Origin of the sequence: Roseateles oligotrophus (assembly GCF_014204525.1) — a bacterium.
Taxonomy (GTDB): Bacteria; Pseudomonadota; Gammaproteobacteria; order Burkholderiales; family Burkholderiaceae_C; genus Paucibacter_A; species Paucibacter_A oligotrophus_A.
In genome coordinates, this window is record NZ_JACHLP010000005.1 from 423,824 (window position 1) to 437,212 (window position 13,389).

Annotated in this window: 15 protein-coding genes; 8 read left to right on the forward strand and 7 right to left on the reverse strand. The window is 64.1% G+C overall.

Translation table 11 applies throughout. The annotated features are described in order from the left end of the window. Positions 1-11: 11 nt before the first annotated feature. Together HNP55_RS14445 and HNP55_RS14450 are read left to right on the forward strand one after the other, a co-directional pair. Positions 12-608: a Crp/Fnr family transcriptional regulator gene (locus HNP55_RS14445; protein WP_004355091.1), complete on the forward strand. Its 597-nt coding sequence runs from the start codon at positions 12-14 to the stop codon at positions 606-608. 796 nt (positions 609-1,404) lie between these two features. After that, on the forward strand, positions 1,405-1,605 hold the full coding sequence (locus HNP55_RS14450; protein WP_004355089.1) for a hypothetical protein: 201 nt from the start codon (positions 1,405-1,407) through the stop codon (positions 1,603-1,605). Here the strand turns inward: HNP55_RS14450 and HNP55_RS14455 are convergent. Further along, a complete protein-coding gene (locus tag HNP55_RS14455; protein ID WP_082437282.1) occupies positions 1,562-1,819 on the reverse strand; it encodes a hypothetical protein in 258 nt (85 codons plus the stop codon). The genes HNP55_RS14450 and HNP55_RS14455 overlap by 44 nt on opposite strands. Before the next feature lie 125 nt (positions 1,820-1,944). Between HNP55_RS14455 and HNP55_RS14460 the strand changes: the two genes are divergently transcribed. The 5 genes from HNP55_RS14460 to radC all read left to right on the forward strand — a co-directional run bounded on the left by HNP55_RS14460 (position 1,945) and on the right by radC (position 6,296). Beyond that, positions 1,945-2,451 carry a hypothetical protein gene (locus HNP55_RS14460; protein ID WP_184300586.1) on the forward strand — a complete coding sequence of 169 codons (507 nt, stop codon included), beginning with the start codon at positions 1,945-1,947 and terminating at the stop codon, positions 2,449-2,451. Between the two features lie 192 nt (positions 2,452-2,643). Beyond that, entirely contained in the window at positions 2,644-3,225 is a 582-nt protein-coding gene (locus HNP55_RS14465; RefSeq protein ID WP_004355083.1) for a hypothetical protein, read from the forward strand. A 112-nt stretch (positions 3,226-3,337) separates the two neighbouring features. Beyond that, the gene (locus tag HNP55_RS14470) at positions 3,338-4,564 is read left to right on the forward strand and encodes a hypothetical protein (protein WP_004355082.1); all 1,227 of its coding nucleotides are present in this window, start codon (positions 3,338-3,340) and stop codon (positions 4,562-4,564) included. Between the two features lie 8 nt (positions 4,565-4,572). Continuing rightward, positions 4,573-5,244, forward strand: coding sequence for a hypothetical protein (locus tag HNP55_RS14475; RefSeq protein WP_184300589.1), 672 nt, complete (start codon positions 4,573-4,575; stop codon positions 5,242-5,244). Positions 5,245-5,567: 323 nt separating this feature from the next. Next, on the forward strand, positions 5,568-6,296 hold the full coding sequence (gene radC / locus HNP55_RS14480) for a RadC family protein (RefSeq protein ID WP_184300592.1): 729 nt from the start codon (positions 5,568-5,570) through the stop codon (positions 6,294-6,296). 457 nt (positions 6,297-6,753) lie between these two features. On the opposite strand, the gene HNP55_RS14485 is transcribed toward radC, so the two are convergent. The 3 genes from HNP55_RS14485 to HNP55_RS14495 form a co-directional block, all read right to left on the reverse strand. After that, positions 6,754-7,488: a Fic/DOC family protein gene (locus HNP55_RS14485; protein ID WP_184300595.1), complete on the reverse strand. Its 735-nt coding sequence runs from the start codon at positions 7,486-7,488 to the stop codon at positions 6,754-6,756. Next, the gene (locus HNP55_RS14490) at positions 7,472-8,155 is read right to left on the reverse strand and encodes a hypothetical protein (RefSeq protein ID WP_184300598.1); all 684 of its coding nucleotides are present in this window, start codon (positions 8,153-8,155) and stop codon (positions 7,472-7,474) included. Before HNP55_RS14490 ends, HNP55_RS14485 begins: the two co-directional genes overlap by 17 nt. Positions 8,156-8,303: 148 nt before the next feature. Further along, a complete protein-coding gene (locus tag HNP55_RS14495; protein WP_221439593.1) occupies positions 8,304-10,793 on the reverse strand; it encodes a DNA repair protein in 2,490 nt (829 codons plus the stop codon). A gap of 363 nt (positions 10,794-11,156) precedes the next feature. On the opposite strand from HNP55_RS14495, the gene HNP55_RS14500 reads away from it, so the two are divergent. Then, positions 11,157-11,630, forward strand: a complete 474-nt coding sequence (locus tag HNP55_RS14500; RefSeq protein ID WP_184300601.1) for a hypothetical protein — start codon at positions 11,157-11,159, stop codon at positions 11,628-11,630. Between the two features lie 76 nt (positions 11,631-11,706). Here HNP55_RS14500 and HNP55_RS14505 read toward each other — a convergent pair whose 3' ends face one another. From HNP55_RS14505 to HNP55_RS14515, 3 genes are read right to left on the reverse strand one after another with little or no spacing between them, the layout of a single operon-like run. Beyond that, positions 11,707-12,045, reverse strand: coding sequence for a DUF6616 family protein (locus HNP55_RS14505; RefSeq protein WP_055399660.1), 339 nt, complete (start codon positions 12,043-12,045; stop codon positions 11,707-11,709). A 12-nt stretch (positions 12,046-12,057) separates the two neighbouring features. Then, positions 12,058-12,840 carry a DNA alkylation repair protein gene (locus tag HNP55_RS14510; protein WP_184300603.1) on the reverse strand — a complete coding sequence of 261 codons (783 nt, stop codon included), beginning with the start codon at positions 12,838-12,840 and terminating at the stop codon, positions 12,058-12,060. Further along, positions 12,831-13,337 (reverse strand): MarR family winged helix-turn-helix transcriptional regulator, encoded by a 507-nt coding sequence (locus HNP55_RS14515; RefSeq protein ID WP_083881235.1) that lies wholly within the window; start codon positions 13,335-13,337, stop codon positions 12,831-12,833. The genes HNP55_RS14510 and HNP55_RS14515 overlap by 10 nt, the downstream gene beginning before the upstream one ends. Positions 13,338-13,389 lie beyond the last annotated feature (52 nt).

Below are 13,389 nucleotides of genomic sequence, written 5' to 3' on the forward strand. Positions count from 1 at the left end.
TGGTTAATGACATGCGCAGAACTCGCTCTTCCACAAGCGATGCGTTTCAGCGCCTCGCCGGGTCGGCTCTCCCGGAGTGGTCCGTCGTCGAAGGCGCGGCGTGCGAACGGCGACTCCGGCCCGGGGAAGCGCTATTCCTTGCTGGCGAGAGAAAGCCGTTCGTCTTCGTCGTCAATGAGGGGATCGTGAAGATGGTTTACGAAACGCCCAACGGTGATTCGTGGGTAAAGGGCTTTGCGGAGTCCGGCGTTTGCTTCGCAAGCGTCGCCGCGCTCGAAGAAGATGGACTGACAAGTTTCTCCAGTTACGCCGTTGTCGAATCGTGCATTCATCAAATCGACTATCGTGTGTTACTTCGTCTGGCAGGCCAGCATATTGCTTGGCAGCGTGCCATCGCCAACGCTCTGAAGTTCTACGGACAGCGCAAGGAGCGGCGGGAAATGGAACTTCTCACGCTCTCACCCGAAGACCGCTACATACGGTTCATGCACGACAACCCCGAATTGGTCGCCGCCTTGCGACAAAGCGATATTGCAAGCTACATCCGGGTGACACCCGTGGCGCTGAGTCGCATCAAGTCAAGGCTCGGCAAGCAAGGCGATCAGTGATGTTGTCACTGAAAAAGGACTTCGTTGCCCAGTCGGCAAGCGGGACCAAGGACACCAGGAGCGCAACAGGCACTTGAAACGCCCCACGCCCCTTGGGCAAGTGTGACCGCCACCTTTCAAGGCGCAATGCACAAGAGCCGTCATCAGCAGGGAGTTGGGGGTGGCGTGCATTCGAAGGGCTTTACTCGCCCTTGAAGACGATCATTTCCCGGATCACACTGAGTGTGCTTCCTGCGGACATCGTGTCTGCGCAGCCTTCAACACCGCCCATCGCGGGTGGCTTGAAGTCCAGCTTCGCTGGCGTCGCGGTCGTTACCCGCCCTCTGGTCGCCAGGTCTTCCTGGTCGGTCCGCCGCTTCGACGGCTGACCCAGTAGCTGGGCTTCATGCCCTGCATCCGGCCCGCCGGATGCGTGTCCTTCGCATCGCATCGATGCCGAGCTTTTGCCGCCAGGCAGGAGCGCTGGTCCCCGTGCGCAAGCACGGTGGACCACCACCCCGGCGCACCGCAAGGTGCCGCCACCGAGCCGCTTCGCCCTTTCCGGGCAGAGCACACCCGAACGGGAACACTGTTTCCCGTCCGGGGATGGGTGTTCCCTTTACCCGAAGGAGAACACCATGTTCGCATCGATCGCAACCCGATCCGTCGCACGCACCTGCGTGCTGTTGGGCGGTTCCGGCCACAGCCGGCCGCCCACCGTGCAGTCGCGTCCTGTGGCCGCACTGCTGCGTCCCCAGCCGTCTCCTTCGGGAGCGGCCAGCGGCGCCGTCGAACCGCGCTTTGACAGGAGCTGAGCATGCTCGGCAACTACCGCAAGCGCATTGCAGCCATGGCGATCCAACTCGCCAAGGATGACCCGCAACTGGTCAAGGAGGTCATCGCCCGTCTTCGCGAAGCGGGCGACATCGAAGCCGACGATCTCGTCTATCTGGACAGGATCGCCGACCGCTGGATCAGGATTGCTCAGGAGAATCAGGTGCGGGGCCAACGACGCTGAGTCGCGGGGGTAGCGACACCTCCTTGGCCTTTGCCATTTCCAAGGCAATCTTCTCCAGCAGATCCGGCCGTTCTTCGCCGAGCACGTGGGTCCATCTGGCCAGCGCCGCCTCGACATCGGCCTGTGTTCGCACGCCGTCAAAATCGATTCCGAGCGATCGGAACTCCTCGATTTCGGCGGCTGTGAACCGGAGTGAATCGCCTGCGCGCAGCATGTTCGTCGCTCTCCTCGATAGGGGTTGTCGACCAGCATAGCCACGCCGCACAGCCATGCAACCCCGGGGAGACTCAGTCGTCTCCCGGCCGGGGACGGTGCCTCCCTGTTTTCCGAGGAGAAACCATGTCCCCTGAGAAACGTCCCCGCCCGAAGCGTTCGGGCATCGAAACCGAGGAAGAACGGACCTGGGTCGAGTTCTACCGGCGCGTGCGCAGCGATCCTGCGCTGGCCGCCGAAGTGCTCGCCCAACTCGAACGTGATGTCGAGATGAAGCGCAGCCACCTGGCGCTGTACCTGTCCTGCAAGGAAGCCTTGCGGCGCGATAAGGCGCGACAGGCCCGCCACAAGCGCATCGGCTTCTTCGTTCGCTGGCTGGCGTACACCCTGTTCGTCATGCCGTGGCAGGCCCTGCGGGAGTTCGGCAGCGAAGGCCGCGACATCGCGATCGAGATGCTGCCCGAAGCCGACCGTTCGCCCCGGCAGACACCGCGCGCCCTTGAAACGGCCGCCGCCCTGCCCCCTTCCCCGTCCGGCATCACCACGCCACCCCGCCGCAGCCGCAAGGCCCGGCCCGATGCCACTGCACCCGCAGAGGCAGGCGCGGAGAAAGCCGACCCGGCTTCCTCCTGAGCTGCGATGTGCCCACGCGACCTGGCGTCCTCCGACGCCGGTCCGTGCGGCGCGCATCGCCGCTCCGCGCCCTCCCCTCGCGTATTTCCCCAATTTCCCGGCCCCGGCTCCCGCCGCGGGCTTTCACCCCCCATCGCCGTGCCCGCACGGTGACCTCCACAAATTTCGCTCACTCGAAAGGAGCCCACCACCATGAGTACCGCCACAGACATCCTGCGTTCGATCGAACAGCGCGCCGAACGCGCCATTGCCCAGGAGCTGCATCAGATGATTCAGCAGGTGCTGGGCCTGCGGACGGCCCTGATCCTGGACGATCGCGCCCATGCCGATGCCTTGCTGCTCAAGCTCGACCGCCTGATCGACGATCAGGTTGTCCGGCCAATCGACACCGGCACGATGCCACCCATGCCGCCGCTGCCGGACCTGGACGGCCTGTGGCCGCCCGGCCCGAGCGACTACGAAGTCCGCTTCTTCGACCGCGACTATGGCGACCTCGAGGACGTGACTGTCGTCGAGAGCTTCCCACTGGCCGTCCAGGTAGCCGCCGATCGGCATAAGGCCGATCCGGCCGATCTGACCGAAGCCGGCTGGGCCGATGGCCGGGGCACGCTCACCGTGCGCTCGCACTACGGCACGGTGCTGCTGCGCATCGAGGCCATCGAGAAACCGATGCCTGTCGTGCAAGCGCACGTCGCCCGCGCCTGCCAGGCCCTCGAGAACGGGGAGCCGGCGCCGGCACAGCAACTCTTCACCGCGCTGCGGCAGGTCGCCTGAGTCCCTGAGCCGCTCGTCACTGATCCCAGACCACCCGGTCTTTTCATCCACCCGACGGGGGAGCCTTCCCCCTACGGGCGAGGGCATCTCACGTCTTCATCAGGAGTTGAGCATGCCCTCCACATTCTGGGCCGACGCGCCCACCCCGGTCCTCGCGACCGAGCAGTTCCCGCGCATCCTCGCCGGCGTGATCGCGGCGGAGCCCCACGACCGCAGTGTCCTGAGGATCTTCGGCATCCCCGAGTCCGCCGGGTCCGATGCCACCCACAAGCCAAGTCCCCGGCCGCAGATCGCCCTGAAGCTCTATGAGCGGCTGATCGAGGCAGTTCTCGCGAGCGGGGTGGTCTATTCGCTGCGCACTGTTCGGGTCGCCGACGATTTCTACATCGAGTACCTCCCGGCGCAGCGCTGCCTGTGGCTGAAGTATCAGCAGATCCTCGGTTCGCGCCTGCTGATCCAGATGACCGAGGAGCAAGCCGCGCTGTTCGAGAAGACGGCCCGGCAACTGCGAGCGCCCGAACCGGACAAGGACGCCGACTCGGAAGCCGAGATCGACACCTCGTCGCTGCAAGGCGAGATGGCCCTGCTGCGCGCGAAGGGGCAACGCATCGAGCTGCCCGCCCGGCGGCTTCAGCACTACGCCCGCATCAAGGCACTGATCCTGGCGGCTGGAGGCGTCTACAGCCGCAACGGCTTCCAGTTCGGCGCGGCCATCGACGTCAAGGAGGTGCTGACCCGATTACGGGGTGGCGAGAAGCCCAACCCTAAGAAGGCGCGGCAAGCCTTCTTCACCCCAGAGGATCTGGCCGCCGAGACGGTGGCCTGGGCCGCTGAATACCTGGGTGACCTCGCTGGCAAGCGGATGCTCGAACCCTCGGCCGGAGAAGGTGCCCTGGCCGAGCCCGCCCGCGCCGCCGGCGCCAAGGTGCTCACCGTGGAAAACCATGGCCCGAGCGCGCAGATCCTGCGCAACAAGGGCTTCGAGGTGGTGGAGCGGGATTTTCTGTCCCTGAGCCTGGCCGACATCGGCCTCTTCGATGTGGTCATCGCCAATCCGCCGTTCACCAAGGACCAGGACATCGCCCACGTGATCCACATGTGGCGTTTCCTGCGTCCAGGGGGCGTGCTGGTGAGCCTGACCTCGCCGGGCTGGCGTACCGGACGCACGAAAGCACAACGCAATTTCCGCGCCTTCGTGGACAACATCGGCGCCGAGGTCGAAGCCCTGCCGGCCGGGACCTTCAAGGCGGCGGGAACGAATGTCTCCGTCCTGCGCCTGCGGGCCGTGAAACCGGTCGAGGGTGCCCCCTCGGGTCGCCGAGCCGGGCGGAAGGGGTGAGGTGTGCCATGGTCAACGTCACCCTCAATACCGAGCAGCAGCTCTACGTGCTCGATCATGGCCGCGGCTACTCGTGCTTCGGCTTCGCCAACGCGCATGATCACGCAAACCAGATGGCCGAGCGCCTGAAGCGTCCGGATCTCGCCTTCGGTGAAGCGGACTTCGGCACCCTCAGTGGCTACCAGAAATACCTGGCCGCGGTGGAGGCCTGGGGGAAGTCCCTCTTGAGCCGCAAGACCTACTTCGACCCGGCAACCGATCCCAAGGCCGCCCGGGTCCTGGAACGGTGCCGGGAAGCAAACGCGAAGGTCCGCCTGATCCTGGGCGACACCGCGACAGCCCGGACCTGGCTCGACGAGCATGACGTCGTCGGCCGGATCGGCCGATCGACGGGAACGCTCAAGGTGCCGCTGCTGATCGAGCCGGGCGCCGACGGTGGCATCGCCATCCTCACGGCTTACCTGCTGGCGATCATCGATTGGGAGAGCGGGGAATTCCTCTTCCGCCATCCCCGGTACCGCGCGCCGGACCTGCTGATCCGGCCGGGCGAGGACGCGGACCGTCCCTGGGAGGTGCTCCATGACGAACAGGTCGTGGCGTGCTTCCCGGACATTGGCAAGGCCGGCGCCTACGTCGCCTTCATGCGCGGCGAGACGGTCGAGCCGCGCATCTTCCAGTAGCTGCCCTCACTTTACACGGGTGGTCGGGGCCGCTTTTTGTGCGGAAAGATGAGGCTCCTGAAAACGATGGTCACGTCAGCCGCAAGCGTCTTCACTTGCCACGCATTGCGGATGGCGTTTCGCCCTCCCCCATCACGAACCCACCCTCGCCGCGAGACAATGCCTCACCACTCGCGCTCCATCGCGGAGCCATTCCGGGTACGCCCGGCGTCGCAGTCGTCACCTGCCCTTTCGCACCGGCCGCACACGCGGCTGGTTCCTCCCATCCATTCGGGACACCGATCCCGAGGGAGGTCTGGTGTTCCGTCCATCAGGAGAACACCATGAGCACCTTTCGCATGGATCGTTGGACCGTGCTGGCCGCATCGATCCGCAACGCCATCAAGGCGGTGATCGGCCGAACCGCGCCGAAACCCGCAGCAACAGCCTGCGTCGCCACACCGACAGACGCACCCACCGCAGGCACCGGCTTCGACCCACGACAACTCAGCCGCGCCAGGCTGCTGGGCGAACTCCTCGCCCCCATGCCTCCCATCGGATCAGGTGAGCTGAGCCAAGCCTGCGACGCAAGTCTCCCACTGGCCTTGCCGGCCGCCCTGGAAGCCGGGATCGCCCGGCGCCTGCTCGCTGCACGGGAACTGCTGTGCCGCGACATGCTGACTGACCTGCAGGGACGTCCGGTGATGGATTCACCCAAGCGACTGGCCGAATGGTTGCGCCTGCATTGCGCCGGGTTGGACTACGAGGTCTTCCTCGTCATTTACCTGGATTCCCAAAATCGGCTGATCACCGTCGAACAGCTCTTTCGGGGGACGCTCACCCAGGTCAGCGTGTATCCCCGAGAGGTCCTGAAACAGGCACTTGCCCACGGGGCTGCGGCCCTGGCCCTGGCGCACAACCACCCCAGCGGCGGCCTGGAACCCAGCATGGCGGATCAGCGGATCACCCAGCAGTTGAAGACCAGCTTGGCGCTCATCGACGTCCGCGTCATCGACCACTTCATCGTGGCCGCTGAGGGGCACTACTCGTTTGCCGAACACGGGTTGATCTGAGCGATGAGCACACGCCTTCCTCCCTCCTGCCCTATGTGCGCAGGCCCCGGCGTCGCGCTGGGCCAGCTCGGCAACCTGCGCTGGTTCCGCTGCCGGGATTGCGGCATGGACTTCAGCAAGACCGCTCGGTGCAAACCCAGGCGAGCCGAGGTTCATCACCCCCCTCCTCTGACACGCACGGAGCATCAACCATGATGCCCCCACGACAAGGGACTCCCAGTCTGTGCGTCGCGGAATCAAGGTGATAATTCGACGGCTAGGTCTGCACCTCCCTGCTATCTCCTCCCTGTAGCAAGCAGACCTTTCACCGCCTTGGTTCGCCAAGGCGGTTTTCTTTTTCCGTTCAACAGCGATGTCCGGGAATCAACGAGAAGTAGAGAGGGCCTGCGCCCTGGCATGAAAGGCTGCGCTATCCGCAATGGACATGGTGCCAACGGGACTCCAGCCAGCCGGACGATCAACGCCGGTCGGCCTTGGACATGGCTCGGCTCATTTCAAACGCTTGGTACTTCTGCATGACACGCACGTCGGTGTACTCGCCATCGACCGCGTCCTCGATACTCCGCCCATCCAGCCCTCGGATGCCGTCGATGGCCCCACCCCACAGTTGGCGTTCGCGTGCGGCACCGACAAAGCTCAACAGGTAACCGTCCAAGAGGCCTTGCCCGGGGGATGCGATCTCCGCGCTCAGCGCCGCAAGGTACTCCGTTTTGCGAGTGCGCTGCCACTCAATGCAAAAACCAGCTCGATGGCAGAGTTCGCTGTGGATGATCAGCATCGTCCGACCATTGCCATCGAGAAAGGGGTGACCGAAGGCGAACCATCCCATGACCTCGCCCGGGTGCTGCCGCAAGGCAGCCTTGTCTTGCCCGATGCGCAATCCTTCCTCAACCGCTCGTCGAGCATCAAGAGGATGGGCAAACACGGTGTTGCCTTTGGAAACCGCGATGTTGGGCACAGTCGCAGCACGATCCTGCCCGGCCCAAGGATAAAACGCCGAAAACAGGATTCGATGAACGGCAAGGAAGTCTGCGTATCCGAGCGTCCGGCGCTTCGCAACATGGGCGAGCGCCTCGTCCAACCCAGTTCGAAACAAGGTGTGCTCCAGTTCCCGCACGATCTGAGGATCCTTCTCGCCATACAGGTTTCGAAGGTAGCCGGCCCGGTCAAAGTCCTTAAACGGGTCGAACATGCTGTTTACGCTCCCGAAGGTGCCTGATCGTCAGCGCTGCCACCTCCTCCTTGGACAACTTTCCAGCCCGCTTGAGTGCAACGAGCAAATCCTGAGTACTGTCTGACCTGACCTCATCGCCAGCCAGATGCGTGACTGTCTCCGCCCACTGATCCATCGAGCTCGGGACGTAGGCCACCTTGAGTCGACGCGCGAGGTCTTGAACGAAGCGCGCGACGCCCGACGCCGGGATCGCCAGCGACCGATGCGCCTCGACATCACGATGCTTTCGACGACGGCTTCGGAATTTGACGAGCTGTCCATCAATCACCAGCCTGCGCGAGATCCTCGGCGAATCGGTCTCCGCCAAGAGAGCCACTGCACCATCTTCGGTTCCGCCAGCTTCATTGCAGGACACCATCCCTCGCAGAACCAATCCCCACTTCTGGGCCGTCTCGCGAACGATTTCCTCCAGATTTCCAAGGGGACGTACTCGCCCGCTCGGGCTTTCGCGCTTTGCCTTGGCATAGACGCCATTTGCAAGACGGAGCAACTCCCCATCGCGCAACAGAGCTCCCAGAGCATGCGTCACCTGCGTCCGACTCCCTAGAGCAGCAACTTCCGAGCGAAGCACGACGGAGCCTGATCGACGCCTGATCGACTGGCGCATCCGATCCTCCAGCTTCATACGAACACCCCTTGCAAGGTCACAAATTCAATTTTAACACTCACCCATAGAAATTCCATTTTTCCACGCAGTGACAATAACTTACATGTTCACAATTTGCCGGAAAACCGGCATCAGTTGTCCATTCTGTAACCAGCCGTGACGCCCATCATGCCCCTTGATACTCCGGCTCAGCTGGCGGGGCCGACGCTTTCATCGTGGGAGGCCCCCAGGCGTCCAGATTGATCACCGCGTCGGCCATGGACGTCAGTTCCGGCGTCTGGGAGATGAAGATCTCCCGCGCATACCCACCCAGGCGCAGCACCTCGCGCTTCATCGCCATGAACATGCGCTTGCGCGCCGGGTCCAGAGCGCCATCGACCTCGTCGCTGAAGAGCGTGCCGTAACAGCGGCCACTGTTCTGCGACAGGTACAGGGCGACCGCACGCACCAGGCACTCGTTCACCCAGATCCTCTCCCCACCGCTCATCTGCTCGACCCGCTTGCTCTGCCCGGACTCCCCGTCGTGGACTTCGATGACGAAGCCCTCTCGCTGCTCGCCCTTGCGGTTCTCCACCTGGGTCAGCAGTGAGACCGTGAACCTCGGGCCGTAGCTCGCCAACAGCAGGTCGTTGGCAAGGCCCGCGAGGGCGGGCCCCGCATCGTCGATCGCCAGCGCGATCAGGCCATCGTTGCCCAGGCACTTGACCAGCAGGCTCCAGTTGCCCAGCTGCGCCTCCACCTGGGCGATGCGTGCCGCTGCATCCGCCCGCTCCCGCTTCCTGTCCCGGAGCTGGCGGTCCAGGGCGGTCCGCCTTTCGGCATCCCGCACCGCTTGCAGGTGGGCGCGCTCGGCCTCGGCGAATGCAGCCTGCGCTGCGGCCAGGGTTCGCTCCGCCTCGGACAGAACCCGTCCGTCGAAGGCCGGCGGCAAGGCTGCCAGTGCCTCATCCAGCCGATCGAGCCCCTGTCGGTAGTGCTTGGCCTGCTGCTCGTGCTGTGCTTCCAGCGCCTTTAGCGTCGCCCTGATGTCGAGGCGCTCGGCATGTTCCTCATCGGTCTCGCCGTCCTGGCTTCCGGCTTGCGTCAGCGCTGCCAGTTCCCGCTCGATGTCGTTGCGTCGGGTCAGTGTCTGCTGAATCTCGCCCATCCGGGCGGCCAACCTGCCGTTTCGGGTTGCCCGATCGCGGGCGATGGCTTCCCGCCGCTCGGCATGCGCCAACACCTGGGGCGCCTGCGTCAGGGCCCGACGCTGCGTCTCGTGCTCGCTCAGTTGCCGCTGGACATCCGCCTTGTCGGCGGACAAGCGCCGGATCGCCTCCTGGGCGCTGGGCATCAACCCCTGCGCCTCGCGGGCGTCGCCCAGGAGCTTGCACCGCCCCTGCAGGTCGGTCCCGGCGCAAGGCACCTCCCGTGCGAGCCCGAACCGGCGCGCCAGATCCTCCGCCCTCAGAGCGGCCTGCCCCGCCTCACGCTCGATCGCCTTCAGGCACTGCCTGGCCGACTCCCATGCGGCCGTGCATCGGCTGAGTTCCTGCACCTGATGGCGTGCAGACTGCAACCGCTCGGCGCGGCGGGCCGCCACGGATTCTGCCAGCGACAGCCGACGGCCTGCGCGCCGCACTGCCGCCTCGCCCAGCAGCACCGTGTCGCATTGCCGACGCTGGCGGTCGAGGGTCTGGAGTTGTGCCGACCGTTGCGCCTTGCGGTGGGCGATGCGCTGTTCGAGGCGCACCAAGCGTTGTCGCTGAGCTTGCGCCTGGTCGGCGATGACCTCGATCACCTGTTTGCCCGTGCCGATCAGGGCACTGCGCTCGCCATTCAACTGGGTGCGCCGGGCTTCGAGGCCCCGCGCCTGCTCGAAGACCGCTTGCTGGCGGGCCAGATGCGTGTGGGCAGCTTCCTGCACACGCAGGGCCTCCACCCGGGCACGCGCCTGTGTGGCGATGCGCGTGCCGGTGTCTCCCAAGGACTGGTACTCATCCTGCAGGCGCAGGAGCTGTTCGTCCAGGCTCGCCTGTTGCTGGCGCATGGCGACCAGACCAGCCTTCAGCAGGTCGACCACCTGCGCAGCCTTCTTCCCTTCGTTCCGGATGTGCTCCTGCCCCAGCAGGTCGGCGAGCAGGGTTTTGATCTCGCTGTTCTGGTAGGCGCTCAGCTGGCGCTTGCCCTGGGCACTGAAGGCAGAGGTGAAGAAGGTCTCGGCGCTACCCAGCAAGTGTTCGACACAGCGGTTGTAGGTGCCGGTCTTGCCATCGGACAGGGTGCCATCCGGCAGCACCACCGGACGCCAACGCCCCTCTGCATCGGCCTCGAAGAGGAAGGCATCGGTCGCCCGCCGGCCGTTGTTGCGGATCACGATCTGCGAGCGAAAGCGCCGCCCCTCGTGCAGCCATACCAGGTCCTTCTCGCTTTCCGGCAGCACCACGTGATCGTAGTAGGAGAAGCCGCCCGGCCCCGCCAGGCTCGCGCGGGACGGCAGGGTCTGGAAAGGCTGCAGGTTGTCGAGGATGGTGCTCTTGCCGCGGCCGTTAGCCCCGGAAAGCGCCACCAGTTCGGCATCGCCCGCCAGCCGCTCCAGGTCGAGGGTCAGGACGTCGAGTCCAAGGCCATCGCGGATGCCGCGAAAGCCCTTCAAGGTGAGCGAGAGGGGATACATCGCATCGGGCTCCAAAGGTCAGAGCCTTCAGCTTCCCACCGGCGCGCACCGCTTCAAGGGGCGAGCGAGTGGCGCCTTGTCGAGAAACGTCCACACGGCACCCGGAAATCACGCGCCTTCGAACCTGTGCGCATCGCCTTGCCGCGCACCCCGTTGCCCGATTCACCCAGCCCCAGCAGACCTCCCTCATCCTTTGCGATCGGATGATCGCCCCCCCCTTCCAGCCCCGGACGGGGAACCCGGCCGCGTGCCGGGCGGCGCAGCCGTTACCTGCCTTTGATTTCCGCACCTCGCGGACCCCGCAATCCCGGGAACACGTTCCCGGCGCGGGGAGGTGTTCCCGTTCTTCTTGGAGACACCTCGATGCCCAGCCAGATCATGAACATCGGCCCCGTACCATGCGAAGAAAACGCGGCCCAGGTGGGCCGCCCCGACTACGAAGAACGCTCCCGGCGCGAATGCCAGGTGTTCAAGCGCATGCTGGAACGCCTGCATCCCGTCCCGGCCGACTGCCAGGCCGGCCTGGTCATCAAGTCCTTCCCGCACGACTTCGGCAGTTACCGCGAGGTGTGCGTGCGCTATGAGGACACCGACCCGATCGCCACCGGTTACGCCTTCGACCTGGAGAGCAATACGCCGGCCGAATGGGACGCCATCGCGCGCTACGAGCTGATCTGGCTCGAACGCCTGGAGGTTCTGAACTGCGCCGTGCGCAAGGGCGAGATGAGCCAGGACGACATTCCGGCGGCCTTCCGTACCGGGCAATTGCCCGCACTGCCTGCCGAGCACACGTTCAGCCAGCTCCTCGCGGCCTTCCCGCTTTGGTTTTCCGCGTAGGCCGGGTCTGCCGTTCCAGGTCAAGCCTCGTCAGGTTATTTCCCGTCTCTGGAGACAACCCCATGAACCGCAAAGCTCAGTCCCTCGCCAAGGCAACCAAGTGCCCCTCGAAGCCGCCCGCATCACTGGCGGCATTCACATGGTCAAAGTAGTTGTACCAGCCGCTAGCCAAAATTCCCCCCAAAAGTACATTTCGCGCCTGCTGATCTGGAAAGCGCCAGATTCCCACGAAGCGGTGCTCGCTAGCCTGCGCAATGCTGCGATCATTTTCGCCCAGTGCCAGCACTTCAATTCCCAGCTTAGACAGCTCACTCATGGCAGATTGAATACCATCCAAGAATTTTTTGCGCTGATCGGCTGACAATACCTGCCACGCGGCATTGGGAGTGTAGAGTTCGATGAGATAGTGCGACATAAGTTGTTCCTTTCATTTCAAATTACGCAGAGCCCGCTGGCATATTCGGCGTGTGGCATCGGCGGGCTTGCCTTGAAGCCACTGTGCGCAAAGGCTGCGCACCCAGTCGGGTTGATCCTTGGCGACATCGTTAAGCCAGTTGGCTACGGAGTCCTGCACATACGCAGACGGATCGGCACGCAACGGCGACAGAATGGGCAAGCCACGGTTCGGTTCGTCCTTGAACAAAGAGATGTGCGCGCACCACACGCCACGCGGCCGCAAAGCTTCGCTGGCGAAGCGTCGCAGACGGCAGGAAGAGGAGGCTGTCCAGACCGACAGTTGCTGGACAGACACTTCCAACTGCTCTGTCAGGTGTGGTCGTAGTGCCATCCAGGCCCACTCGCGAACACCAAAATGCGCGTCGTCAGCAAGCGGTTGGATGGCGGTGAGACGCGCCAATAGATCCAGCTGAACCTGCGCACCAATCATGAAACAGGCCCAGCCACGCACTGTGTCCGATTCGCTAGTACGGCAGCGATCGATACCTGCCGCCCCCAGAGCATTCAGCAGCACAGCGCCGATCCCCGCCATCCGCTTCAGGATGCCAAGTCGGCACACCTCGTCTGCCTCAGCCAGTAACCGCTGAGGCAATTCAGGAAAGGTTGCACGCAGCAGGCGAGCCTGATCTACTGCGAGGCACTCTACGAGCGTCGCGCTCTGCAACACGCCGCGCGACAATCCGTCAAGGATGTCAGGAGGGATGTCGGTCCCACGCGTAGCCCCCTTGTGAGCGGCAGACCGACTCACCTGCATGTCTTTACGCCACCAACGCAAAGGTTGCCAGCAGCCTTATCGAGCAGCAGCGCAAGGTGGCCACGCTCATGGATAGTCAGGTTGCTGAACAAGCCTGCAATCCAACGCCCATGCGAATCAAAAACCCTCACTGCCACCTGTTTGCCTTTACGGGTCAAATAGATGCGCAAAGCCCGGCGATCATGGCTATCGACCCGACGCTCGATCAACGCCTCACGTTCCAGGCCATCAAGGAGTCCCGTGACCGTAGCACGTGTTACGCCTGCCTGTTTGGCGAGTTCATTGGGAGCCAATCCATCGCTGGCGGCTTCTAGAAGGAACATCAGCACAAAGCGGCCCTCAGAGAGGCCGTGGGGCGCCAGCAAGCGCGCACAGTCACGATCAATAGAAGACGCGAGCGACAGCACTTGAAAGCACAGCCGGATTCCCTCCACATCAGGGAGCCCCCGCCGCTGCGCCTCTTGAAGTAGGGCTTGATATTTTTGATCGAACTTCACATTAGCCACCATATCATATGGTGCCTAATTATATAGGCATTCCGCCTTCCAC

Excerpts from the sequence above, each read along its gene's own strand:
- HNP55_RS14460 (WP_184300586.1), top strand. The coding sequence starts at position 1,945 with ATGTCCCCTGAGAAACGTCCCCGCCCGAAGCGTTCGGGCATCGAAACC.
- HNP55_RS14500 (WP_184300601.1), top strand. The coding sequence starts at position 11,157 with ATGCCCAGCCAGATCATGAACATCGGCCCCGTACCATGCGAAGAAAAC.
- radC (WP_184300592.1), top strand. The coding sequence starts at position 5,568 with ATGAGCACCTTTCGCATGGATCGTTGGACCGTGCTGGCCGCATCGATC.
- HNP55_RS14510 (WP_184300603.1), bottom strand. The coding sequence starts at position 12,840 with ATGCAGGTGAGTCGGTCTGCCGCTCACAAGGGGGCTACGCGTGGGACC.
- HNP55_RS14450 (WP_004355089.1), top strand. The coding sequence starts at position 1,405 with ATGCTCGGCAACTACCGCAAGCGCATTGCAGCCATGGCGATCCAACTC.
- HNP55_RS14465 (WP_004355083.1), top strand. The coding sequence starts at position 2,644 with ATGAGTACCGCCACAGACATCCTGCGTTCGATCGAACAGCGCGCCGAA.
- HNP55_RS14490 (WP_184300598.1), bottom strand. The coding sequence starts at position 8,155 with ATGAAGCTGGAGGATCGGATGCGCCAGTCGATCAGGCGTCGATCAGGC.
- HNP55_RS14505 (WP_055399660.1), bottom strand. The coding sequence starts at position 12,045 with ATGTCGCACTATCTCATCGAACTCTACACTCCCAATGCCGCGTGGCAG.
- HNP55_RS14495 (WP_221439593.1), bottom strand. The coding sequence starts at position 10,793 with ATGTATCCCCTCTCGCTCACCTTGAAGGGCTTTCGCGGCATCCGCGAT.
- HNP55_RS14485 (WP_184300595.1), bottom strand. The coding sequence starts at position 7,488 with ATGTTCGACCCGTTTAAGGACTTTGACCGGGCCGGCTACCTTCGAAAC.
- HNP55_RS14445 (WP_004355091.1), top strand. The coding sequence starts at position 12 with ATGCGCAGAACTCGCTCTTCCACAAGCGATGCGTTTCAGCGCCTCGCC.
- HNP55_RS14455 (WP_082437282.1), bottom strand. The coding sequence starts at position 1,819 with ATGCTGCGCGCAGGCGATTCACTCCGGTTCACAGCCGCCGAAATCGAG.
- HNP55_RS14470 (WP_004355082.1), top strand. The coding sequence starts at position 3,338 with ATGCCCTCCACATTCTGGGCCGACGCGCCCACCCCGGTCCTCGCGACC.
- HNP55_RS14475 (WP_184300589.1), top strand. The coding sequence starts at position 4,573 with ATGGTCAACGTCACCCTCAATACCGAGCAGCAGCTCTACGTGCTCGAT.